A 22,824-nucleotide genomic window follows, 5' to 3' on the forward strand; every position below is an offset into this window, starting at 1 on the left:
TAGCATCGGACAATCAATATGATGAAATGTTTGCCGTCACCTTCAGCACCGGGAGAATTCCGATGATCTGTTCTGGAGGGTCCTCCGGCCAAAACGTCCACTCACGGACATCTCCTAGGTTGACCTCGCTCGATGCGTTTGTCGAGTTGAGTCGCGCGCCCACTATGTATTGCGACCTATCCTTTCGGATAGATGCCGCACAGCTCTCCGTTCGCGCCGAAGAAGCGAAAAGGCGACGCGGCTCAAGACGCTCGGGGAAAGCACCGCGTCGCCAACCTGCTCGAGCAGGCGCGGCACCGGGACTAACGAATGCCGCGGCGTCAATTGCAATCCTGTCGCGCTGAACGCAACCAGCACTCCGCGATTCGGCGCTGCCGTGTGGCACCAGTGCACAGCCGCGATCGGCGGAGTAGCACCCCGTCGAAGCTTCAAGCCCGACTGCACGCAAATCATAGCTCTCGGAGCTCACAAATTCGCGCGACAGCGCGATCAGATCGTTCGACATACCCTACCCCCTCTGGGGCATCACGCCGCGCTACGCCCAATCTGTGAAGTCGAGAAAAAATCTCGAGCCCTTATCGCTTTTCAGCCTTGCCGCGCTTGCGGGTCGGCCATAGGTCGCCCCGGCGAACGAGCGAGGACCGGCGTGCAGCACACCTTCAACATCCCGATCTTCACGACCCAGCCGCGTGATGTCGATGCGCTCGCCCCGGACAGGCGCACTCTGCGTTACACGCTCGCGCCCGTTGACAGCAAGCAGCCCGTCACGGACGGCAGACTGAAGGCGACGCCGGAGGTCGACCTTACGAACTACAAGCTCAACGCCGTGCTCGACTGGATCTCGATCGCCGTCACTCTGCCCAAGAAGCACGCGACAATGAACGTCGGGAGGGCTATCAAGAAACGTCTGGACCAACCCGAACTTGGCGGCGCTAGGGTCGATCCGATGGTCAAGGGCGGAAGCAGATACACCAATGAGATCCAGATCAAGCTGCAGGACCCCAGCCTCCCGCGCTTCATCAAAATCCTTGAGCTCCTGGCCCACAAGTATGAGGTGCCGATCGAGAACGGTCGCGCGGAACACCGGGTCATGGGCTTCGAGCTCGCCATCGACATACATCCGCGCTTTAGTAAGGTGGAGGACGGCGATGAGCTTGAGCTTGGCCTTCGCCGCGTGCAGATGTCCGAGCTGCTCCGCAAGCACTTCGCCCCGCAGCAGATCTTCTCCAGCGGCGCCTTTACGCATGAGCACGACTGGCTGAGGTATCACGACGGCGAGAAGCACCATCAAGTCGTGTGGCCAAAGCGCAAGCGCCGGCCGAAAGAGCTCAACCAGGTCTCGAAGCTGCTCATCGCCGCGACAGACCCGAACCTACATCTCGCCGCGCCAGTGAACGCGACGGTCTACCTCGGTAAGAAGAGCCGCCCCATGTACTACAGGCTGCAGGACAAGGTCGAGGACATGAGGGATAGGAACGGGGAGGCCCGAGTGAAACTGACGCCCACTGACAGGCGGTCTCGCATCGAGGTCACGCTCGAAAGCAAGACCCTCGTCGGTGCTACGCTCCCGGAGCAGCTCGACCTCTTCTCGGTGGATGACTTCGCCCATAAAGGCTGGAAGCTCCTACGCAAGGCCTTCTTCACGTTTGAGTTCGCGACGTTTCGTGACGCAGGCGACGGAAAGCCTACGGCGGAAGAGGTAGAGGTCTTCAAGAAGACTGGCGTCATGGGGCTGAAGATGTTCGAGCAGGGCAAGAACGAGATCGACCGGGCGATGGGCACGCGGAGAGATGACGGTAGGCTAATTCGGCGGATCGGCCCCCGGGGTCACAGCGTCGTCTTCTGCGACCTCAACGATCGGGTCGCCCGCGCGCTGAAGCAGATGGGAGAGCAGTTCAGGAAAGGTTGAGGAAAAAGGAAAGATACCGCCGCCGCGTTTGCTTCGCACCTTCGGTCGCCCGTCTTTTCCTGCCGGCTTCTGCGGTCTCTGCGTCTTCCCCGAGAAGGTGAAGCTGATCTGAGGATGGAGGAGCCGCTGAAGGGCCGAGGGAATAGATAAGAAGAAGGAGAGGAAGAAGTAAGGAAAGGTCTGAGAGAAGGCGTGAGAGAAGGCTGCCTTATACAGTCAGCAGTGACTGACCTTTCCCGCGTGGCGCAACAGATCACCGCGCTCCCATAAGGGCCAAGCCAGGTTGGCGCAGAGCGCGACAGGCTAGACGAGCGACCGACATCGTTTCGCGCTCGAAAAACGCCAGAAAAAGTGGCCGGGAGGGCCCCGCCTCGCCTACAAGGTCCGGCGCGGGCACGGACAAACCCAATGCACCGGTCGCTTTAACCAAGCCCGCTCCTTGTAGCGCTTTACCTGCGCCTCGGCGCTTCCGAGCCACCTCTGGTCGCCCATCAGCTCCCCGGGAAGGGCACTACGTTGTCGCCGCGCATGAACGCGATGGCGCCTTCGCTCTCGATCGCTTCGAGGGCGGCGTTGCGGGCCTCCTTGTCGGACTTGAACTGGTCGTCCCAGACGTGGCTCGTCCCCTCATAGTCGACGACCTCGAGCGTCCAGAAGTCGTCGGCTTCCAGACGGTAGATTTCTATGTCGAAACGGAAACCGTCGATCACGACGGACTGGCTCTTGCCCGACGTCACGAGGTTCGGCTCTTCATCTTCCATCGCGGTCTCCTTCAGGCTGCGGCTGCTCGGCTTCCACTTTGCTCGCGCGGCCCGCCCGGTCAAGCTCTTGGCTACGATCGAGCGGCGATCTTGAGAACATCCGCGCTCCGCGCAAACAGGCATCTCGCCAGAGCATTCTGAGGTGCGCGTAGGTGCGCGCCGACTGCTGGCCTTACCCAGCGATAGCGCGGACGACGGGACGACGCTCAGGCGTCGTTCTGTGAAGCCTCAGCCTGTTCGACCGCTTCCTCCAGCCGCTTCAGCGCCCGCGACACAGTGTCTGCCCGCCAGAGTGACCCGCGCGTGGTGCGAAGCCCATCGGCATTGGCCTGCTCCGCAATCCGCGCCAACGTCGCCTTCTCGCCGCTGGCCACGACCCTGTCGCGCACCTCTCCCAATTGCTTTGCCACTTTGAGCGCGGCACCGGATCGAGCTTGGGCAGACGCCTCGGTCGCAGTGCACGTCTGCTCAGCGAGATCGGCCGACGAGCGCTTTCGCTTTGGAGAAACGAGGACGAATTTTGGGTCTCCCATGCCATGAACAATCATCTTCGCATGAAATTCAGGAACTTGTTCAAGTGACCTCATACCCTGCCTTACGCCTCGGATGTTCGAGTAGTAAGGCGATAGTTCCCGGAGCAGAGTCGCCCGCGCTTCCATCGTCCGACATGCCCGAAAGAGGCGCCGAAGCACCATGCCCCCTGTCGCCAGGTGCGTCTGGAGTTTGGGCAATGACGCCAACCCACTGACGTTCCGGCAGTAGTCGTGCAGGTAGCGGCTCGTCTCCAAGCTATAATTCTCCTTCAAGAAGTAATCGATGTTCAGAATCTGCTGCCGGATCGCAGCGTGATCCCGATGAAGCTTACGGCGACCGTGGGTCGCCAAGACGTATGCTCTAATAGTTTCCATTGCGTCTACGCATCAACTACGGAGACGACTGCAATCATGACATCGCGCGTCACCCCGTACAGCAGCATCCGGATTTTCTGTCCGGATGTGTGCGGGAACCATGCTGGCGGCGACTGCGAGAAAAAATTTTGGTCGGCAAGCGTTTGTGATTGATTACTTTTTCGAGAACGTCGTGGACTTCCACCCGACGGACGCGCCCACCCAGGGTATAATGTAGTCATCGCAACGAAGAAGAGGCCGACATGCCCCGCCCCCAAGACAAGACCGTCGCTGATGCCTGCCAGAGCTGGCTCAAGACCTGCGAGCGCAACGGGCTCGAGCGCTCCACGCTCAAGGCCTACCGCAGCCACGCCCGGGTCCACATTGAACCGAAGATCGCTAGTCTTCTGCTCACCGAACTCACCCGCAGCCAGGTCCGCGACTTCATGAACGAACTCCTCGACGACGGGGTCTCCAAGTCTGTAGTGCGCAAGGTGATGGTCAGCCTGCGCGCCGCGCTCTCCGAGGCCGTCGAGCGAGAATGGATCGAGCACAACGTCGCCTCCGACGTGAAGATGCGCCGCCATCGCCGCACCGAGCAGGACGAGCGGATCATCCCGACGAAAGACGAGATCAAGCTGATCATCGACAACGCGCCGGCATCGCATCGCGTCATGTTCATCACCGCAATCTTCACCGGCATGCGCATCTCGGAGCTGCGCGGTCTGACCTGGGACAACGTCGATCTCGATCGCGGCCTCGCGCATGTTCGTCAGCGCGCCGATGAGCACTGCGTCCTCGGAAAGCCGAAGAGCCGCGCTGGCTACCGGGACATCCCGATGGCCCCTAGCGTGAAGGAAGCTCTCGAGCAGTGGCGGGGCCAGGTTCCCGAGACCGCTCAGCGTCTCGTCTTCCCGAACGGCGCGGGCAAGATCCAGAACTACGCCAACATCTACAATCGCGTGTTCAAGCCGATGCTGGTCGCGAACGGCATCGTCAACGACGCGGGCGAGCCGAAGTTCGGGCTGCATGCCCTTCGCCACGCCGCGGCCTCGCTGTTCATCGAGCAGGGTTGGAATCCGAAGAAGATTCAGACCCTGCTCGGGCACGCCTCGATCAACATGACGATGGATGTCTACGGTCACCTCTTCGAGAACGCCGAGGAAGACGTATCGATGTTCGAGAAACTCGAGAGCGATCTGATGGCCGCATAGCGATCAACTCCATCGGCGGATGAATGCGGGCGGGCAGCCGGGCGTGATATCAGCGCCCTGCCCGCCCTTCTCTTTCTTGAAACCCTGCCCCGGCGCGCAAGCTCGCGTGATCATACAGGACGGATTGAAAATCCTCGTGTCGGTGGTTCGATTCCGCCCCCGGGCACCACTTCTTCCAAAGAAGACTATGATGATGGCTTGTTGCCCGTCGAAGCGCGTAAGCTTCACGCGCGCCAGGCTTACCGCACAGGCGCCACGCGCCGACGTGGCGCTATGGGATCCACCCTTGCACCTTCGCTCTGCGTCACGCCCTCAGCTAAGCTATCACCCGCGCCGGCTCCGGAGCATCTCGGCGATCGGATAGCGGGCGGCCACGGCGTTGAGCCCCTGCCAGACGTGCGCCAGACCTTCGGCGGTAAGGGGCGCCTCCGGCAGCATATAACTCTCCCCGGCCTCGAACGGCGGCGCGAGTGGCTCTGAGACCAGCGGCTTGCCCGCAAGATGAGCCATCAGCACTCTCGGCACCTCTGTGTAGGCCCCCGGCAAAGAGTGAAGGTTGAGCATGGCAGCGCCCGAGGCGATCGCAACATCGATCTCTTCGAGGCCCGCCTTCATCGAAAGTGCGCGAACCTGCGCGAGGCGCCCGAGCTTGGCTTGCCGCTCTGCATTGAGGTTTCCGACGAATATGAGCCCCTCGCCCGGGGTTTGGGCGCGCGCGCCCGTGCCAAAGACATAAGGACCGAACAGGAAGCGCCGGGGCGCCAGGCGCGGCAGCAGGCCGTAGAATGCGCGATTCTGCGGATTCCAGTCCACGAAGAGATCTGCCCTCAGCGCCAGCCGCGCGATACGCCGCCTTGTCAACTTGGTCTCGATAACCTGGCCCCTGGCATCCAGAATTTGCTCGGTCTGCACGACAACGAGCCGGCGCCCACGCGTCTTCGGGACACGATGCGCGCGATGTGCACCCAGCCAGATGTCGGTGGGGCTGAAACTCTCCGGGACGGTGGCGAGACTGGCGCTCAATGTGCGCGCGACGAGGGCAAGCGTGCGGTGCGTTGTCAGGAAACGCAGATCACCAACCTCAAGAACCTCAATGGTCTTTGCCATGACCCGCCCCTTCATGCCTTTCCGGGATCGGCTAAAGCATTTGCGAAACGCGAACAAGCAGGCACCAACACCTTCAAGGACACCCGGCGCCGGGGCTGGCCCAGATCCTTTCGACGACGTGCTATGGAGCGGGAGCTCGCAGTCGCATGAAAACGGCAAGAGCCGCCGGGGTATCGAACATCAAGGAGGCCGGCGCCGTAGTGGTCGGGCTGCGGCCATTGCGAGTCACGCCTCAGGTGCGGTGTCCTCAGCATGGCGCCCGGGATCATGCTCTGCTTGTTACAATAACCGAGGAAAAGAAGACCGGGACCGTAACGCATGCGAGTCTCACAGCTTGCGAACATCACCACCCTGATGAAAAGCCCATCCAACCTCAGAAAAGAAAGTCCTGACCGACGAAGTGGCCCTGATGGATCTGCACTCCCCAGGAATATTCAGCTGGGGGAAAAGGCGCGATGATCTCCCCACCATCCTCGAAGCGCCCTTTCCCGTCGTTCAGCAACAGGGTGACAATATATCCTTCGGGACTGCCCTGGGGCAGCAAAAGGTCAATGTCGCCATCGAGATCGTAGTCGGCCGGCGCCTTCACGTTGCCGCTGAAGCGCGGATCGTAGCTGGCCTCGACAAAATCAACGCTGTCCTCCGAAAGCACGGCCTCGAAGAGCCGGAGTCCAGGCGGCATGTCGTCTCCTTGCGAGAGGCCTGCGGCGACGATCTCGGTTTTGCCGTCCCCATCGAAATCGGCTGCGCGCGCCGAGCCAACAGATGCGAAGTCGCCCAACCCGATGTTGGGAGCTGAGCGGATGCTGTCGTTGAGCAGGAAGTAAATGCCGTGCCCCTCTCCTCCGCCAATGAACAAGGCATCCGGATCGCCGTCACTGTCAAGGTCGACGACCTGCGGGTCACCCGCGGAATCTTCTGCTCCGCCGGAGACGCCACCATAGACGAGATGACCGCTGCCATCGTTGATCCAGAGCCACAGACCGGGAGAGTCGTTGCCATCGGTCGCCACGATCGCGTCCAGCGCCTCGTCTCCGGTGAAGTCGATGAACAAGGCCTCATTGCCGTCGGCGCCAAGAGGAGTGGCGTCACTGCGCGCCATGACCTGAAAATGCCCCGCGCCGTCGTTCTCGAAAATGAGGAGCGATTCGGAGATGTAGCTTGTCGCGAGCAGATCGATGTCACCATCCCCATCCGCATCGGCCGCGTCCTGGATATCTAACAGTTCCTCCGGGAGGGTAAGAAAGCCGTTTTCAAGGATGAACCTCTGGAGCGGCAACTCGATCCGCAGGTCGTAGCTTTCGGAGATGACGAACTGCCCGCCGCCAATATTTTCGTGGATCGTGAAGGAGAAGTCGAGCTCGACAGGAACTGCGTCGACGTCCCGAGGAGGGATCTCGACGATGCCGTCGAGCGACTGCGGGCCGCCCAGTTCGACGAAATCATCGTCGCCATCTCCGTCCACATCGACAGCTAGCACCGATCGACCATCCGAACGGACCCCGGGATCGATCTCCGTGAAGGCGCCTGTCCCGTCGTTGCGCCCGATCATCACACGATTTCCGACACCGTCTGGGCTGACCTCCTCAAACCAGATATCGGTCGAACCCGGCAGGGTCGTCGGGGTCAACTCGAGATAGTCTACCCTCAGCGGCTCGCCACCGTCGCCATGGCCGACCAACTCGAAGACGTCATCACCCGAGAGGACCAACCCTTCCAAGGTGAATTCCGTCTTGCTCGCGCGGCTCGCCAGCGCGCTGCCCGTGTCGTCATCCCAGTCAAAGGCCGCGATCTCTTCTCCGTTCAGCAAGATCGCCAGCGACGACACGCCATCGCTCTCGTCGAAATAACCGACGGTGATGTCGAAGGCCCCGTTCTGCGCCACCTGCAGGCGCGCATGCGCCTCTCCCAAGGACCTATGCTCCAGGTAATGATCTCCGGACGCGACGCTGTTGCGGACCACCTCGAAGCCCGAGACGATCTCCATGTCCTCCGCCTCATAGCGCAGAGGGATCGGACCACCAGACAGGTTGGCGAAGGCGATCTCCTCCAGATCATCAACGCCCATCACGTAGACGTTGTCGCCGTCCAATGCATCGAGATCGATGCGGAGCAGCACGCCGCCTTCCGTCTCGGAGGCGAATTCGATCGGATGCCCTCCGAGATCGACCACATCCAGCCCGGGCTCGTAATCGTGAACATACGTGTTACTACTGGCGAACCCGTTGACAAGGCCGCCCAACGCAAAGGTGTCGGCGCCGGCGCCCCCGTAAAGATGCCCAGCCGACGACAGCCAATCATCACCATCACCGCCGTAGAGGTAGGCCCTGCGATCGAGGCCCTCCAAAACGTCGTTTCCCATACCTCCGACGAGGGTATCGCCAGCAAGGCCCGCGACAAGACTATCGTTTCCTCCGCCACCGAAAAGCAATGCGCCGGGGCTGTTCCACGCCGTGCGGCTCTCGAGGTGGTCATCGCCTGCAAAGCCGTGCATCACGAGCGGGGCACTCGGCGCTTCCGGGCCCTGAAGAGCGTTCTGCCCGTCATTTCCGATGACAAAGTCCTCTCCGCCCTGCTTGCGCAGGAAGTGGTAGTCGATACCCGTCGCCTCCATCGCGGCGCTGAAGAAGTTCTCGGCCGCCACATCAGCATTGAAGGTGTAGGACGCCTGCCCGATGAGCTGCCACATCCGGCCGTAGGCCTCGATACCGAAATCTTCCATCATCCGAGCGAACAGCGAAGCAAGAAGATCGCTGCCCTTCCAGTCGGCATAGGCCCCGGGCCAGTCCGGTGCCGCGTTGATCTCGATGGTATTGCTCCAGTCCAGCGTCGGGTCCTGCAGGTAGTATTGACTTAGGTCGTCGAGGATTTCCGCCCGGATCTCCGGCCAGGTGAGCGTGCCGAACGGCGCCCCCTCCACGCCCGCAAAGTCCATGGCGTAATACTGCATCGTCACCGCGTAGCTGGTCGCCACGTCGACCGGTATTGCTCCGAGCCCGGCCCCGTAGAACCAGAAATTGCGGCCCAGCTCATAGAAGGGCACATGGTCATAGAGACCCGTGTCCCGCAGCCGATCATGCAAGTAAACATCGAAATAGGGGGCGGCCCACATCTCGATGCCGGTCTGCCCCAAGTATCCCCCGCCCGCACCGATCGTCCGCTCGACCACGGCAAAGGTGCCTAGCCCATCAATGGAATAGACCGGGTGCAGCCCCGGCTCCTGCGCAGTCAGCAGCGCGTAGAACTCCCATCCCCTGTCGGTCGCGTCGACGATGCGATAGAGCACCTCGTCGTCATAGCGGTTCTCGTCCTCGAGCGGCGTCAAAAGCGCCACGTGAGCACCCCGGCGCACCGCCATCTCGACGTTCGCGAGCTCGGACAGGAAGGGGTCGTAATCGACCGTCTCCAGCGCCCGGGTAAAGGCGAGCGTGTCGAGCCGCAGCGGCTCGCCGCCGTCACCAATGCCGACAAATTCGAGACGATCCCCCACCTCCAGATCGAGCCCCGCCAAAAGCCTCTCGGTGCGGCTCGCGGTGCTGGCGATTGCGGCGCCCTGGTCCGAGTCCCAGTCGAAGGCGGCGATCTGCTCGCCGTTCAGAAGCACCTGCAGGAAGGACACCCCGTCGGTCTCGTCGAAATAGCCGAGGGTCAAATCGAATCTGCCGCGCTGCTGCACCTCGTAGACCGCCCGTGCCTCGAGGTTCTCCGTGTGCTGCAGCATCTGGTCACCCGAGGCCGCGCCGTTGTCCACCACGCTGAAGCCCGAGAGAATTTCCAGGGCCTCGGCCTCGATCACGAAGCTCTCGCCCTGTGCCGGGCTTGGGCTGGCAGCGATGTCGAGATAGTCGGTGCGCAGCGGCTCGCCGCCGTCCTGGGCGCCGCGCAGATCGATCACGTCCCCCGGCGCCAGCACGATCCCGGCCACCAAATGTGCGGCCCGGGTCGCTGGCGTGACGATCGCGGTGCCATCCGGCTTGTCCCATTCAAAGGAAGAGACCACCCTGCCGTTGACGAGGACCTCCATGTAGGAGACCCCGTCGGTCTCATCCATGTAGCCAAGCGTCAGGTCATAAAGGCCTGCGGGCCCCTCGAAGACGCCGGCAGCATAAGACACGTCATAGAGCGCCTCGGCATACGCGCCCCCGGAGGCATGCGGATTGATGGTGTAGTCGAACCCCTGCAAAGCTCCGAGCCACTCGATCTCGGTTCTGCCAGGCAGGATTTCGGTAAAATACCAAAAGCTCGGCGGATCGAAACGCGAGGTTCCCTCAGAAGTTGTTGCCATGGCGTTGGGCCTCCAATGAAATTGATGAATCTGAAGCGCACCAATAAATTCCACAATCAATATGTGATTTTGCTCACCGGAGAAGATTCGGCGGAACCGTCAATTTGTGGCATCCCAAGACCAGCAGGTTTGTGCCAGCACTGTCTCCTAGCGCTTGCCCACGGAACGATCCCGATCGGGCATCACGGACCAAGTCGACGAGGTTCAACATGACTGATCCCTGCACAGGTGAGTGGTGATCTCGTTGCTAGCAAAGGACCTATTCCCGACCGTGATCCTGCATAGCCCCATTTGCCACCCGCACCCTACCTAGGACCTCCGGTTCACCACTACGCACGGGCCTAAGCGCGCTGACCTTCACTCTGTCGAACGCAACAAAGCGACGAGGTTCGACATGAGCGATACCACCACCGCCCGCCTCATCGACAAAGCCATCGACGCCTGTGCTAAGACGCAGTGCCAGTTCGCCGAGCATCATTCCGAATGAACCACTTCCAGAGTGGTTCATTCGGAATGATGCTCGCGGTAAGCAACTAAGATCACAGTTGACCGATCATTGGTATACCATATACGAATTGATCATGTGGAGGAGGCACAACCGTGGATGCAGCGACCTTGCGTGAGGGCACGCCGAAACTGTCCGACCGGGCCCGCGATGCGATCCGGGACCAGATCATCTCCGGCGATCTGCCAATGGGTTCGGCGCTGCGTGAATCCGAGCTGGCCGCGCGCTTGGGCATGTCGAAGATCCCCGTCCGCGAGGCGCTGGTGCAGCTCGAATGCGAGGGCATGATCACCACCAGGCCGAACCGCAGCCCGCGCGTCTTCGAGATGTCGCAGGAAGACATTCGAAGTCTCGGCGAGCTGCGCGAAATGCTCGAAACCGAAGCGCTGCGCCTCGCCATGGCCCGCCGCGCCCTGCCGCTCGCCGCCCGCCTGCGCGAGATCACCGAGCGGATGGCCGAGGCGCTCGCCACCCGTGACGCGCGCAGCTACAAGCTGCTCGACAACGCCTTTCACCATGCGATCTTTGCCGAATGCGGCAACATCTACCTGGACAAGACGCATCACATGCTGTCCTTTCGCATCCAGGCGCTGCGCAATAAGCTGAGCCGCGAGCACGAGCTGAACGAGCGCTCCCTCACGGAGCACAAGCGCCTCGCCGCGCTGGTCGCCAAGAGCGACATCGAGGCGGCCGAGACCCTGATGCGCAGACACATCCGCGACACCACGCAGAACTACCTTGCGCAGGAGAGCGCTGTGAGTGCGCCACCGCGTCCACCTGCACGCGTGATGCAGGCCGACATGGAGCGGTTCGCCGGGGCGGCGATGACGGCCGCGGGCTGCGATGGCCCGACCCGAGCGGCGGTGATCCGTGCGCTCAGCCATGCCTCTTCGCTGGGTGTCGATACCCATGGCTACAGGCTGCTGCCGCATTACCTCGAAGGCTTTACCAAAGGCCGGTTGAATCCCGCGCCAGACCTGCGTTTCGTTCGCGAAGGCACTGGTGCCGCGCTGCTCGACGGCGGCGATGCGCACGGGGCTCGCGCCACCTATGCCGCGGTCGACAAGGCCGTGGCGCTGGCCCGCGCCAGCGGCTCGGGCGCGGTGGCGATCCGGGCCAGTTCTCACTTCGGCGCGGCGGGGGCCTACGCGCGCGCCATCGCCGAAGAGGGTCTCTTGGGATTCTGTTTCTGCAACTCCGACAGCTTCGTGCGCCTGCACGGCGGGGCCCAGAAGTTTCATGGCACCAACCCGATCTCGATGGCTGGCCCCGCTGGTGAAGGCGAAGAGCCTTGGCTCTTCGACATGGCGACCAGCGCGATCCCCTTCAACAAGGTGCAACTCTCGCGCGCACTTGGCATCGAGTTGCCCGTCGATACCGCCTCGAACGGTCTCGGCGAGAATGTCACCGATCCCGAGTTCGCCGAGATGCTCGCGCCACTCGGCGGCGAGTTCGGCTACAAGGGCGCAGGGTTGGCGGGGATCTCCGAGATCCTCAGCGCCGCGCTCTCCGGTGCGCCGCTAAGCTTCGAGCTGCCCGGCATGATTTCCGACGACATGGCGACCCCACGCGGGCTCGGCGCCTTCGTCATGGCCTTTGACCCGGCAGCCTTCGCCGGGCTCGAGATTTTTACCGGCACGATCCGTCGTTACCGAGACGCCATCCGTGGCTCCACCGCGGCGCAGGGCGCAGAGGTCATCGCTGCGGGCGACCGGGAATGGGCGGAAGGCAAGCGGCGGTTGGTGCAGGGCATAACGCTCGACCAGACGGCCGTCGAGGCGCTGGCGCGCTTCGCGCAAGAAAAAGGCATCCCGCCATTGGAGGTGGTGGGCGGCTGAGAAGGTCCAAGTTTTGGGAATTTAGGGAGGAGAACCAAATGACCCGGATCACGACGACACTGGCATTCCTGACCACCGCGGCGGTGGCGCTCGGCGCTGCGCTGCCGGCATCGGCGCAGGCCGAGCGGGTGCTGAAGTTCGCGCATGTCTACGAGACCGCCGAGCCCTATCACACCTGCGCGGTGGCCGCGAATGACGCGCTGATGCAGGCCACCGACAACCGCCTCGGCATCGAGGTCTTCCCGGCCTCGACGCTGGGCAAGGAGTCCGACATCAACGAGGGCCTGAGCCTCGGCACCGTGGACATCATCTACACGGGTCAACTGTTCGCCGGGCGCTACTACGGTCCGCTCGCCATCGGCGGCGCGCCCTTCATGTTCCGCGACTATGCGCATTGGGACGCCTTTCGTAATTCGGACCTCTTCGACGAGCTGACCCAGGGCTATGCGGATGCCACTGGCAACCACGTCACCTCGCTGACCTACTACGGCCAGCGCCACGTGACGTCGAACAAGCCAATCCTGACCCCGGCGGACATGGAGGGGCTGAAGATCCGCGTGCCAAACGCACCGCTCTACATGATGTTCCCCAAGGCAACCGGCGGCAACCCGACGCCGATCGCCTTTGCCGAGGTCTACCTTGCCCTGCAGCAGGGCACGGTGGACGCGCAGGAGAACCCGCTTCCGACCATCCAGGCCAAGAAATTCTATGAGGTGCAGTCCAACATCAACCTCACCGGCCACATCACCGACGCGCTGCTGACCATCGTCGGCGGGCCGACCTGGACCAGCCTCTCGGAAGAGGACCAGACGGCGCTCGAGCAGGTGCTCGACAACACCGCCAGCTGCGCCACCGAGCAGGTGATCGACGCCGAAAACAGCCTTAAGGACTGGTTCATCGACGAAGGCGTGACGGTCAATGAGGTCGACCGTGGCCCGTTCATCGAGGCGGTGAAGGCAGTGCACAACGGCGACATGGCGACCTGGGACCAGGAGACCTACGACCGCTTGCAGGCCATCGGCCAGTAAGCCCGATTCACGTGCCGGCGGGCGGCGCCTATCGCCCCCGGCCAACTGTTCCACATGCGAGACGCCGCCATGTACGACGACACCGATCCGCAAAAGACCGGCCCCGAGGACCTGTCCATTCACATCTCGGGTGAGGATGCGGAGGAGATCGACCTCTCCGACATCCGCTGGCAGGACGCGCTGGTGCTGGGCATCTTTTGGGTGCTGGCCTTCGTGGTCTTCCTGCAGTTCTTCACCCGCTACGTGCTCAACGACTCGCTCGGCTGGACCGAGGAGATCGCCCGCTACCTGCTAATCGCCGTGACTTTTGCCGGCTCGGTCATGGCGGCGCGCAAGCACAGCCATATCGCGGTGGAATTTCTCTACCGATGGGTGCCGCGCCCAGCCCGCCGGGTGATGCAGAGCGTCATCGACCTGATCACCACCGGGTTCTTCGCCACGCTCGCCTATCTCTCGGGGCAGCTCGCCACCCGCACCGGTGGCATGATGGTCTCGATCGATGTGCCGAAGTCCTACGTCTACTGGTTCGTTGCCCTCTGCTTCGCGGGCATGGCGATCCATTCCGCGATCAACGGCGTCCGGCACCTTTCGAGTGGCTCCAGCCGGCTTATCGACCCCGAAGCCCATGCGGATGAAACCCGCGCCATCGACTAGGACCCGGACATGACCATCACGCTTCTCTTCGTCCTGCTCTTCGTGCTCATCCTGGTGGGCGTGCCGGTCGCCATTGCGCTGGCGGGGGCCTCGCTCGCCTTCATCCTGTCGGGCACCGTGCCGCCGATGGTGGTGGCGCACCGCATGGTGAACGGGGTCGACAGCTTCCCGCTGCTCGCCGTGCCCTTCTTCATCCTCGCGGGCAACCTGATGAACACCGCGGGGATCACCGAGCGGATCTTCAACTTCGCGCTGGCGCTGGTCGGCTGGATGCGCGGCGGCCTAGGCCATGTGAACGTCGGCGCCTCGGTAATCTTTGCCGGCATGTCCGGCGCGGCGGTGGCCGACGCCGGCGGGCTTGGCGCGATCGAGATCAAGGCGATGCGCGACGCCGGCTACAAGACCGACTTCGCCGTCGGCATAACCGCCGCATCCTCGACCATCGGGCCGATCATCCCGCCCTCGCTGCCGATGGTGATCTACGGCGTGGTGGCAAGCGCCTCGATCGGCCAGCTCTTTGCCGCGGGCTTCATCCCGGGGATCGTCATGGCCGTGGCGCTGATGCTCATGGTTGCCTATTTCGCCCGCCGCGACGGGTTCAAGCGCGACCAGCCCTTCGCGATCCGGATCCTCGCCCTCAGTTTCAAGCGCGCCTTCCTATCGCTGCTCACCCCGGTGATCATCGTCGGCGGCATCCTGACGGGGGCCTTTACCCCGACCGAGGCCGCGGTGGCCGCCTGCGCCTATGCGATCTTCCTCGGGGCGGTGGTCTACCGCACGCTTACCCTGCGCCGCCTGATCCGGGTCAGCTACGACACCATCGAGACCACCGCCGTGGTGCTGCTGGTGGTCGGCGCGGCCTCGATCTTCGCCTGGATTCTCACCTCGAACCGGGTGCCCGAGATGGCGGCGAGCCTGCTGCTCGGGGCATCGGACAACCCTTGGGTCATCCTGCTGCTGATCAATCTCGTCCTGCTGGTCGTCGGCTGCTTCATGGAGACAGTGGCGGCGATTACCATCCTCGTGCCGGTCCTGCTGCCTGTCGCGGTGCAACTCGGGGTCGACCCGGTGCACTTCGGGGTGATCATGGTGCTGAACCTGATGCTGGGCCTGCTGACGCCGCCCGTCGGCATGGTGCTCTACGTGCTGAGCCGGGTCGCCAACATACCCTTCGAGCGCGCGCTGTCCGGCACGGCGCCCTTCCTGATCCCGCTGGTGCTGGTGCTGCTGCTCGTGACCTTTGTGCCGGGCATCACCATGTGGCTGCCGACGCTCATCTATCGCTGATTTACGCGGACATTGCGAAAAAAAACAGGGGTTTGGGCTGAAGCTGACCTGTTCGGAGGCTGTTCGGGCGACAGCCATGATCTCGGCGCCGCGGAGGGCCCGGAAACAATCCCTGATGGCGATGCGGGTCTGGATCTGCACCGATCGTCTCGCCCTCCAGGATCTGTGGCAGTAGTTCCAGCAGAAACGGACTGTAGCCCTGGCGACTTGAGGTGAACTCGCTCGCGCGTCTGTCGCCGGTCTCAGCATCCACGGCGACATGGACTTTCGTCTATTGCCTGCAACGCGACGGCCCATGCTTACGGGCCAGCTATTCGCCACCATCGCGGAACTTGACCCCGGTGCTGTCCACTGCCCGACAGGGCATTGCGGAGCGATATCCCAAGATACGACAAGGACGCTCAAAGGCTTGCCGGAATGGCAGAACGGGGCCTACACCCCGATCCGCGCCTGCCGTCTGCACAGCGACGAATAGTCCAGCACCGGCCAATCGAGGCCCGTCATCCTGATCAGGCTTTCGACCAAACCAACCGTCTGTCGAAGCCGAAGACCGAAGACCGAAGAGCATCTTCAGTGTGAGGCACGCCTGAGCAACGGCATCCGAGAACGTCTCAGGCCGCCCCCCCCCCCGCTTACCGGTCTGCTTGGCGTGCTAAACCGCCTCCGCCTCGAAACAGACAGACTGTGAACCAAGGCACCACAGCGCAGCATTGTGAGCGGACCAATTCGTCGTGCGCTGGCGAGTGGGGGACAGATTCGGCGTGGGCCCGCACTAACCCACCAGTTTCATTCAATGAACCCCCTGAGCTCGTATATGCAACAAGGTCGTCAGTATGGAGCGCGCCGGATCAGAGGACCTCTCCACCGTCGATCACCAGCGCCAGTCCGGTGACAAAGGCAGAACGGTCGGAAGCGAGGTAAAGGATGCCCTCAGCAATCTCCTCGGTGCTGGCCCAGCGGCCCATCGGAATAGTGTCGGCGACATAGCTCTCCAGCGCCGCGCGCCCGCCCATCTGCTTCTCGAACCCAAGATTGAAGGGGGTGTCGACGAACCCCGGGCAGAGTGCGTTAAACCTGATTTTCTCACGCGCGTAATCCACCGCCATCTGCTTCACCATAGCCACCGCGGCGTGCTTGGTGGTGGCATAGGAGACCATGCCCCGGTCGTACTGGCAGCCGGAATTGGACGCGGTGATAATGACCGACCCGCCCCCTTGCGCCCGCATGTGCGGGATCACCGCCCGCGAGGCAACGAAATGCGCCCGCACGTTCAGCGCCCATGCCGCATCCATCTGCACCGGGGTAACGTCCTCGACCCTGCCCTCGATCTGAACCCCGGCATGGGAATGCAGCACGTCGAGCCGGCCATGGTCCTTAGCGACCTTGTCGATCAGGCCCTCGACCGCCGCATCGTCGCGCACGTCGAGGCCCTGCGCCATGCCGCGGCCGCCGACCGCCTCGATCTCGGCCAGCGTCTCGGCCGCCAAATCCTCGCGCAGATCGGTCACCACCACGTAGGCGCCTTCGCGGGCCATGGCCACGGCCCCGGCACGGCCGATCCCCGATCCAGCGGCGGTCACCAGTGCGACACGGTCTTTCAGCATGGGTCTCTCCTGAAATCTTGAATTAACGGCGCGCTTGCGCCTGAGAGCGCCGCAGCAACAGCTGCGCGGCGATCAGCATGAGCAGCGAGGCAGCCATCACCATGGTGCCGATCGCGTTGATCTCGGGGGTCACACCGCGGCGGATCGACGAGAAGACGTAGATCGGCAGCGTCGTCTCGGCGCCTGCGACGAAGAAGGCGATGATGAAATCGTCGAAGCTGAAGGTGAAGGCAAGCAGGAAGCCCGCGAGGATCGCCGGCAGGACCTGCGGAAAGGTCACCTGCCAGAAGGTGCCCATGGGCGTTGCGCCAAGATCGCTCGACGCCTCGACCAGCGCACCGTCCAGCGTCTCCATCCGGCCGCGCACCAGCAGCACCACCAGCGACATGGTGAAGAGCCCGTGCGCGCCGATCAGCGAGCCGCTGCCAAGCGACAGCTTCCAGCCGGTCAGCGGCTCCAGCCAGGGGTTCACCAGGTCGAAGACCGAGACCAGCGCGATCAGCGTCGCGATGCCAATGACGATGCCGGGGATCATCACCGCGATCTGCACGAGCAGGTCAAAGACCTTGCGAGTCCGTCCGCGCATTCCGGTCAGCGCCAGCGCCGCCATGGTGCCCACGACCGTCGCAAACAGCGCCGACAGGAAGGCCACGCACACCGAGGTCCAGAGAGCCTCCATCACGAAAGGGTTGTTCAGCGCACGGCCGTACCATTGCAATGAGAAACCCTGCATCTGCGAGGCCGAGCGCCCGGCCGAGAAGGAGAACAGCGCGATGATGCCGATCGGCAGGTAGAGGAAGGCGTAGACCGCCCAGGCGTAGAGTTTCATAGGGGTCTCCGGGGGATCACATCAGGCCGACGTCGTCGCGGCTCGCGCCGAAGCGCTTCACGAGGCGGGAGTAGATGCCGATGGTGATCAGCATGATCACCACCAGCGCCACTGCCACCGCCGAGCCAAAGGCCCAGTTGCGCGACTGCAGGAAGAGATCGACCAGCGCGTTGCCGACGAAGAAGACCTTTCCGCCGCCAAGGATCGCGGGAATCAGGAACTCGCCCATGAGCAAGATGAACACCAGCATCGAGCCGGTCAGTACCCCGGGCATCGACAGCGGCAGGGTGATCTGCAGGAAGGCGCGCCAGGGCGGCGTGCCGAGATCGGCTGCCGCTTCGAGCAGCCGCTTGTCGAGCTTCTCCAGCGCCACGTAGATCGGGAAGACCATCAGCGGCAGGTAGCCGTAGACGATGCCAACCAGTACCGCGAAGGGCGTATTGAGCAGCCGCACGTCATCGAGGCCGATGGTCTCCAGCAGCGCCGGGATACCCTTGCCGCCGAGCAGGAAGATCCACGCGTAGGAGCGGATGAGGATCGAGGTCCAGAACGGCACGATCACCAGCACCAGCAGCATGGTCTTCCATTTCGGGCTAACCTTCACCGCCAAGAAGTAGGCCAGCGGATAGGCGATTAGCAGCGCCGCGATGGTGCCCACCGGTGCCAGCGTCAGCGTGTTGCGGAAGGCCGCGAAACGCGCCGGCAGGTTGGCATACTGCTCGAAGGTGAAGCCGGGCGCATAGCCACCGATGGCGCTGCGCTCGCCGAAGGAGAAGATCAGGACGACGGCCAGCGGCAGCAGCAGCATCGCCGCGTACCAAAGCCCTGCCGGTGTCAGCAGCAGCGCTCGCGCCCGGGATTGGGTCATGGTCATCGTCCTGTCTCCGTCTTCGCTCTTAGGCCGACTTGAAGCGCGCCATCAGCTCGGCACGGTTCGGGTCGGTCAGGGTCACCGCCGCGCCGAACTCCAGCGGGCTGAGTGCTTCAGCAGCCGGGTAGATGATCGGATCGTTCAGCAGCTTCTCGGGCAGCAGCGCGTTGGTGCGGCTGTCGGCCACCGGGTAGCCGTGGGCGAGCGCCTCCTTGGCGTTCACTTCCGGTGACAGCAGGAAGTTAATCAGCGCGTAGGCGGCTTCCTTGTGGGGCGCGTCCTTGGGGATCGCGTAGTAGTCGGACCAGATCTCGCCGCCCTCCTTGCCGAGCGCGAAGCCGATCTCGGGCATATCCACGTTCATCTGTTTGCCGTCGCCGGTCCAGCACATGGTCAGCCAAGCATCGCCGTTGCGCATCGCTGGCTGGTAGTCGGAAGAGATCGCGTAGAGGTGCGGCTTGACGTCGATCAGCAGCTTCTCGGCCTTCGCCAGCTCCTCGGGATCCACCGAGTTGAAGGAGAAGCCGTGGTAGACCAGAGCGTTGCCAATGGTGGTCAGCTGGTAGTCGTGCACCATCACCCGGCCGTCCCACTTGTCGCGGGCACCGTCGAAGAAGGCCTTCCAGCTGTCCACCACGCCGCCGGTCTTGTCGGAGTTGAAGGCGATGCCGGTAGTGCCCCAGTTCTTCGGCACGCCGTAGACCACACCGTCGATGGTGCCCGCATCGGCAAAGCGCGGGTCGAAGGACGCCGGGTCGAAGTTCGGGATCTTGCTCAGGTCGAGAGGCTCGATGAGATCCGCCTCGACATAGGTCGGGATCGCGTAGTTGGTGGGCACGAAGACGTCCCAGCCGGACCCGCCGGCCTGGATCTTCGCCAGCATCTCCTCGTTCGAGCCGAAGACGTTGACCTGGGTGTAGGCACCGGTTTCGTCGGTGAAGGCGTCGAAGTTGGCGGCGTCGTGGTAGTTCGGCCAGGTCGCCAGCACCACGCGATCACCGATGTCCTGGGCGCGGGCGCGGCTCGGCAGCAGGCCCGGCATGGCGCCGCCCATGACCGCCGCGGCGGTGCCGAGACCGGTCACCCCGAGGAAGTGGCGGCGGGTGACCGAGCCCTTCTGGTAGCGCCGCAGCTCTTCCATGAACGCCTTGCGCGAGATCGGCGCATTGTCATTTGTCATCTCGTTTTTCCCTTGTTAGACTTTGACTTATTTGAATGTCTTCAGTCGTCTGCGGCGAGAACGAGACCCGTTCCCTCCGGCCAGAGGACGTGGACCAATGCGCCCACGTCGTGCCCGCCCGAGGCTCTTTCGGCCTGTCGCGGAACATTTACCTGCATCTGGCCGAGCCCGTCGGCCGCAAGCAGGTATTCGGTGTGATCGCCCAGGAAGGTGCGATGGGTGACGCGCGCGCGGACAGCGGCTGTTCCCTCGGGGACAGCGCTTTCACGGGTGGCAAGACCCAGTGCCTCGGGGCGCACGGCAATCTCGGCAACGGGGCGCGCATCGCCCGGCTCGTCGCGCAGTACGACCTTCACGCCATTGCCCAGAACCGCCTGCGCCATGCCGCCCTGGCGGCCGGTAATCCGGCCCTGGACAATATTGGCCTTGCCGACAAAATCCGCGACGTAGCGGCTGCGCGGCCGGTCGTAGAGTTCCTGAGGGGTGCCCACCTGCGCGATCCGGCCCTTGCCCATGATGCAGATGCGATCGGACATGGCGAGCGCCTCCTCCTGGTCGTGGGTGACCAGCACGAAGGTGATCCCGAGGCTGCGCTGCAAGTCCAAGAGCTCGCGCTGCATCTCGCCGCGCAGCTTGGCGTCGAGCGCCGCCATTGGCTCGTCGAGCAGCAGGATCTTCGGCTCGTTGACGATGGCGCGGGCGAGCGCGACGCGCTGTTGCTGGCCGCCCGACATCTCCCAGATCCGCCGCGGCCCGAAATCCGCCAGCCGCACCGTCGCAAGGGTCTTGGCAACCTTCATCTCGATCTCGTGCTTCGGCAGGCGCGGGCGGCGCTGACGCAGCCCATAGCCGACGTTCTGCGCCACGGTCATGTGCGGGAAGAGCGCGTAGTGCTGGAACACCATGTTGACCGGGCGCCTGTGCGCCGGCACTGCCGAGACATTGCGGCCGTCGATCAGCACCTCGCCCTCGGTCGGACTCTCGAATCCCGCCAGCATACGCAGCATGGTGGTCTTGCCGCAGCCGGAGGGGCCGAGGAACGACAGGAACTCGCCGCGCCGGATGCGCAGATCGATGCGATCTGCAGCCAGAACACCGCTAAAGCGCTTGGTCGCACCGACAAATCCCGCCACGGCCTCCGGCGCACGGACGTGAGTGGTGGTGTCGGTCATGTGCGGTTCCTGAATCATCGTACTCCCCGGCCTGATTTAGCCCCTTCCACCCCGGCAAGACTGTTTGCCCTTGCGTCAGGAGGCATATGCCTTATTTTTCTAAATTGGTAGGCAAACGAGAATTAGTTGTATATACCACAAAGGGCATAGATGGCTGGAAAATTTGACTTAGAGAGCTGGATCTCGACCAGCGCGGCGGCGGTGTCCACCCTTGGCTCCCCGGGCTTTCCGAAGGCGCTGATCGATGCGATGCGCGCGGTCGTACCCTTCGAGTTCACCGTGACCTTCGCCTACCACAAGGATCGTCGACCCCTTGATATATATGACGATTTTCCCGCCGCAAAGCGCCGGATCATGGTCGATGACTACCAGGAGGGCCCCTATCTCCTGGACCCGTTTTACCTTCACTCCGCCGCCCCTACGACGTCCCGGCTGGTGCGCCTGCGCGAGCTTGCGCCCGACCGCTTCTACCAGGCCGAATACTTCCGGAACTACTATGTGCGGACCGGACTTGCTGAAGAAATAGGCTTTATCGTTGACGTCGGTGAAGGCGTAAGCGTCGTGATATCGGCAATGCGCGAACTCAAGGCATTTTCGGCGAAGGAGTTCCGCGACCTTCAGTCCATCTTCCCCTTCATCGAAGCCTGCGCGAAGCGCCATTGGTCGGGGCTGATAGAAGAGTTCGCGGGCCAGCCGGGCAGCGAGGGGCCGCGTCTGCCCAAGCTCATCGACGATGCGTTCCAGCGCTTCGGGCGCAACCTGCTGACCCCGCGCGAGGCGGAAATCGTGGAATACACGCTCAAGGGGCATTCCGCCGAGGCGACGGGACAGGCGCTGGGAATCGCCTCGGGCACAGTGCGCATCCATCGGCGCAATATCTACGGCAAGCTGGGGGTGAGCTCACAGGGCGAGCTTTTCTCGAAGTTCATGTCGTCGCTTGAAGATCTCGGAGAGATCGCTCACTAAGGTTGCGCGGACTCATCGTTTCACTTCTCGGCTAGTTTTCGCCCGTTTGACACCCTATTGGCCGTCTAAATCGCGGACATGACGGGTTCTTCCTCAAACACCCATCGCGAAACCAACGCGTCGCATCCGCTGGTCATCGCCACTGCCGCCGCGCCGCTTTTTTGGAGCTCCGCGCACTCGTCTGCCCATTGTAGCCGATGACGGCTTTGTCATCGAGCGCTATGCCCGCAACGCCGCTGCCGGGCATGGGTTGATCTATATTCCCGGCGAGCAGGTCTTGGCGTTGACCTCACCGCTTTACGCACCAATCAAGGCAGCGCTGGCGAGTCCTGGACTGGCACCGGCGGAAAGCTACCGCCTGCTGGCGCCATCCCAAACCGCACAAAAGTACCATTCTTCCCAATGAGACTGTAGCTATCATTCAAGTCACGTCGCGCGGAGAGTCCAAGGTTCCGAGCGGAAACCCCACCAACCCCCGACATGCCCCTTCTAGGACACCCCGTCCCACCTAGGACATCCTGCCCGCTCACCACGGACGGACCCAAGCTCGCTGACTATCACTATGGCGAACACAACAAGACTACGAGGTTCGACATGACCACCAGCCCCACCGCCCGCATGATTGCCGCCGCCATCGAAGCCAGCGGCAAAACCCAGCGCGAGATCGCCGAGGAGATGGGCCTCGTTCGCGCCAACGTCATCTCGATGTTGAAGACTGGCGAGATGC

At 63.0% G+C, this 22,824-nt stretch carries 16 protein-coding genes and 1 pseudogene; 7 read left to right on the forward strand and 10 right to left on the reverse strand.

The window, feature by feature from the left end:
- The first annotated feature begins 646 nt into the window (after positions 1 to 646).
- Positions 647 to 1,909: a hypothetical protein gene (locus LC039_RS26365; protein ID WP_226629814.1), complete on the forward strand. Its 1,263-nt coding sequence runs from the start codon at positions 647 to 649 to the stop codon at positions 1,907 to 1,909.
- 491 nt (positions 1,910 to 2,400) lie between these two features.
- Here LC039_RS26365 and LC039_RS26370 read toward each other — a convergent pair whose 3' ends face one another.
- Positions 2,401 to 2,670 (reverse strand): hypothetical protein, encoded by a 270-nt coding sequence (locus LC039_RS26370; RefSeq protein WP_226629816.1) that lies wholly within the window; start codon positions 2,668 to 2,670, stop codon positions 2,401 to 2,403.
- A 206-nt stretch (positions 2,671 to 2,876) separates the two neighbouring features.
- Positions 2,877 to 3,554 carry a hypothetical protein gene (locus LC039_RS26375; protein ID WP_226629818.1) on the reverse strand — a complete coding sequence of 226 codons (678 nt, stop codon included), beginning with the start codon at positions 3,552 to 3,554 and terminating at the stop codon, positions 2,877 to 2,879.
- 266 nt (positions 3,555 to 3,820) lie between these two features.
- Here LC039_RS26375 and LC039_RS26380 point away from each other — a divergent pair, with 266 nt between their 5' ends.
- Positions 3,821 to 4,771 carry a tyrosine-type recombinase/integrase gene (locus tag LC039_RS26380; RefSeq protein ID WP_226629820.1) on the forward strand — a complete coding sequence of 317 codons (951 nt, stop codon included), beginning with the start codon at positions 3,821 to 3,823 and terminating at the stop codon, positions 4,769 to 4,771.
- Between the two features lie 324 nt (positions 4,772 to 5,095).
- Here the strand turns inward: LC039_RS26380 and LC039_RS26385 are convergent, their stop codons facing one another.
- Together LC039_RS26385 and LC039_RS26390 are read right to left on the reverse strand one after the other, a co-directional pair.
- Positions 5,096 to 5,878, reverse strand: coding sequence for a hypothetical protein (locus LC039_RS26385; protein ID WP_226629821.1), 783 nt, complete (start codon positions 5,876 to 5,878; stop codon positions 5,096 to 5,098).
- A gap of 373 nt (positions 5,879 to 6,251) precedes the next feature.
- The gene (locus LC039_RS26390) at positions 6,252 to 10,163 is read right to left on the reverse strand and encodes an FG-GAP-like repeat-containing protein (RefSeq protein ID WP_226629822.1); all 3,912 of its coding nucleotides are present in this window, start codon (positions 10,161 to 10,163) and stop codon (positions 6,252 to 6,254) included.
- Between the two features lie 600 nt (positions 10,164 to 10,763).
- Between LC039_RS26390 and LC039_RS26395 the strand changes: the two genes are divergently transcribed.
- The 4 genes from LC039_RS26395 (at position 10,764) to LC039_RS26410 (ending at position 15,475) form a co-directional block, all read left to right on the forward strand.
- On the forward strand, positions 10,764 to 12,506 hold the full coding sequence (locus LC039_RS26395; RefSeq protein ID WP_226629827.1) for an Ldh family oxidoreductase: 1,743 nt from the start codon (positions 10,764 to 10,766) through the stop codon (positions 12,504 to 12,506).
- A 38-nt stretch (positions 12,507 to 12,544) separates the two neighbouring features.
- Positions 12,545 to 13,534 (forward strand): sialic acid TRAP transporter substrate-binding protein SiaP, encoded by a 990-nt coding sequence (locus LC039_RS26400; protein ID WP_226629833.1) that lies wholly within the window; start codon positions 12,545 to 12,547, stop codon positions 13,532 to 13,534.
- A gap of 69 nt (positions 13,535 to 13,603) precedes the next feature.
- Positions 13,604 to 14,188: a TRAP transporter small permease gene (locus LC039_RS26405; protein ID WP_226629834.1), complete on the forward strand. Its 585-nt coding sequence runs from the start codon at positions 13,604 to 13,606 to the stop codon at positions 14,186 to 14,188.
- 9 nt (positions 14,189 to 14,197) lie between these two features.
- On the forward strand, positions 14,198 to 15,475 hold the full coding sequence (locus LC039_RS26410) for a TRAP transporter large permease (protein ID WP_226629836.1): 1,278 nt from the start codon (positions 14,198 to 14,200) through the stop codon (positions 15,473 to 15,475).
- Between the two features lie 142 nt (positions 15,476 to 15,617).
- Here the strand turns inward: LC039_RS26410 and LC039_RS26415 are convergent.
- The 6 genes and pseudogenes from LC039_RS26415 to LC039_RS26440 form a co-directional block, all read right to left on the reverse strand.
- Positions 15,618 to 16,229 (reverse strand): annotated as a pseudogene (locus LC039_RS26415) (transposase); the annotation flags it as partial.
- Positions 16,230 to 16,323: 94 nt separating this feature from the next.
- On the reverse strand, positions 16,324 to 17,079 hold the full coding sequence (locus LC039_RS26420; RefSeq protein WP_226629837.1) for an SDR family NAD(P)-dependent oxidoreductase: 756 nt from the start codon (positions 17,077 to 17,079) through the stop codon (positions 16,324 to 16,326).
- Between the two features lie 22 nt (positions 17,080 to 17,101).
- Positions 17,102 to 17,908, reverse strand: a complete 807-nt coding sequence (locus LC039_RS26425; protein ID WP_226629839.1) for an ABC transporter permease — start codon at positions 17,906 to 17,908, stop codon at positions 17,102 to 17,104.
- A gap of 16 nt (positions 17,909 to 17,924) precedes the next feature.
- A complete protein-coding gene (locus tag LC039_RS26430; RefSeq protein WP_413463863.1) occupies positions 17,925 to 18,782 on the reverse strand; it encodes an ABC transporter permease in 858 nt (285 codons plus the stop codon).
- A gap of 22 nt (positions 18,783 to 18,804) precedes the next feature.
- A complete protein-coding gene (locus LC039_RS26435) occupies positions 18,805 to 19,959 on the reverse strand; it encodes an ABC transporter substrate-binding protein (RefSeq protein ID WP_226629842.1) in 1,155 nt (384 codons plus the stop codon).
- A gap of 41 nt (positions 19,960 to 20,000) precedes the next feature.
- Positions 20,001 to 21,131 carry an ABC transporter ATP-binding protein gene (locus tag LC039_RS26440; RefSeq protein WP_226629844.1) on the reverse strand — a complete coding sequence of 377 codons (1,131 nt, stop codon included), beginning with the start codon at positions 21,129 to 21,131 and terminating at the stop codon, positions 20,001 to 20,003.
- A gap of 150 nt (positions 21,132 to 21,281) precedes the next feature.
- Between LC039_RS26440 and LC039_RS26445 the strand changes: the two genes are divergently transcribed.
- The gene (locus LC039_RS26445; RefSeq protein WP_226629845.1) at positions 21,282 to 22,097 is read left to right on the forward strand and encodes a helix-turn-helix transcriptional regulator; all 816 of its coding nucleotides are present in this window, start codon (positions 21,282 to 21,284) and stop codon (positions 22,095 to 22,097) included.
- The last annotated feature ends 727 nt before the right edge of the window (positions 22,098 to 22,824 follow it).

This window comes from Alloyangia pacifica (genome assembly GCF_020524285.1).
GTDB classification, from domain to species: domain Bacteria; phylum Pseudomonadota; class Alphaproteobacteria; order Rhodobacterales; family Rhodobacteraceae; genus Salipiger; species Salipiger pacificus_B.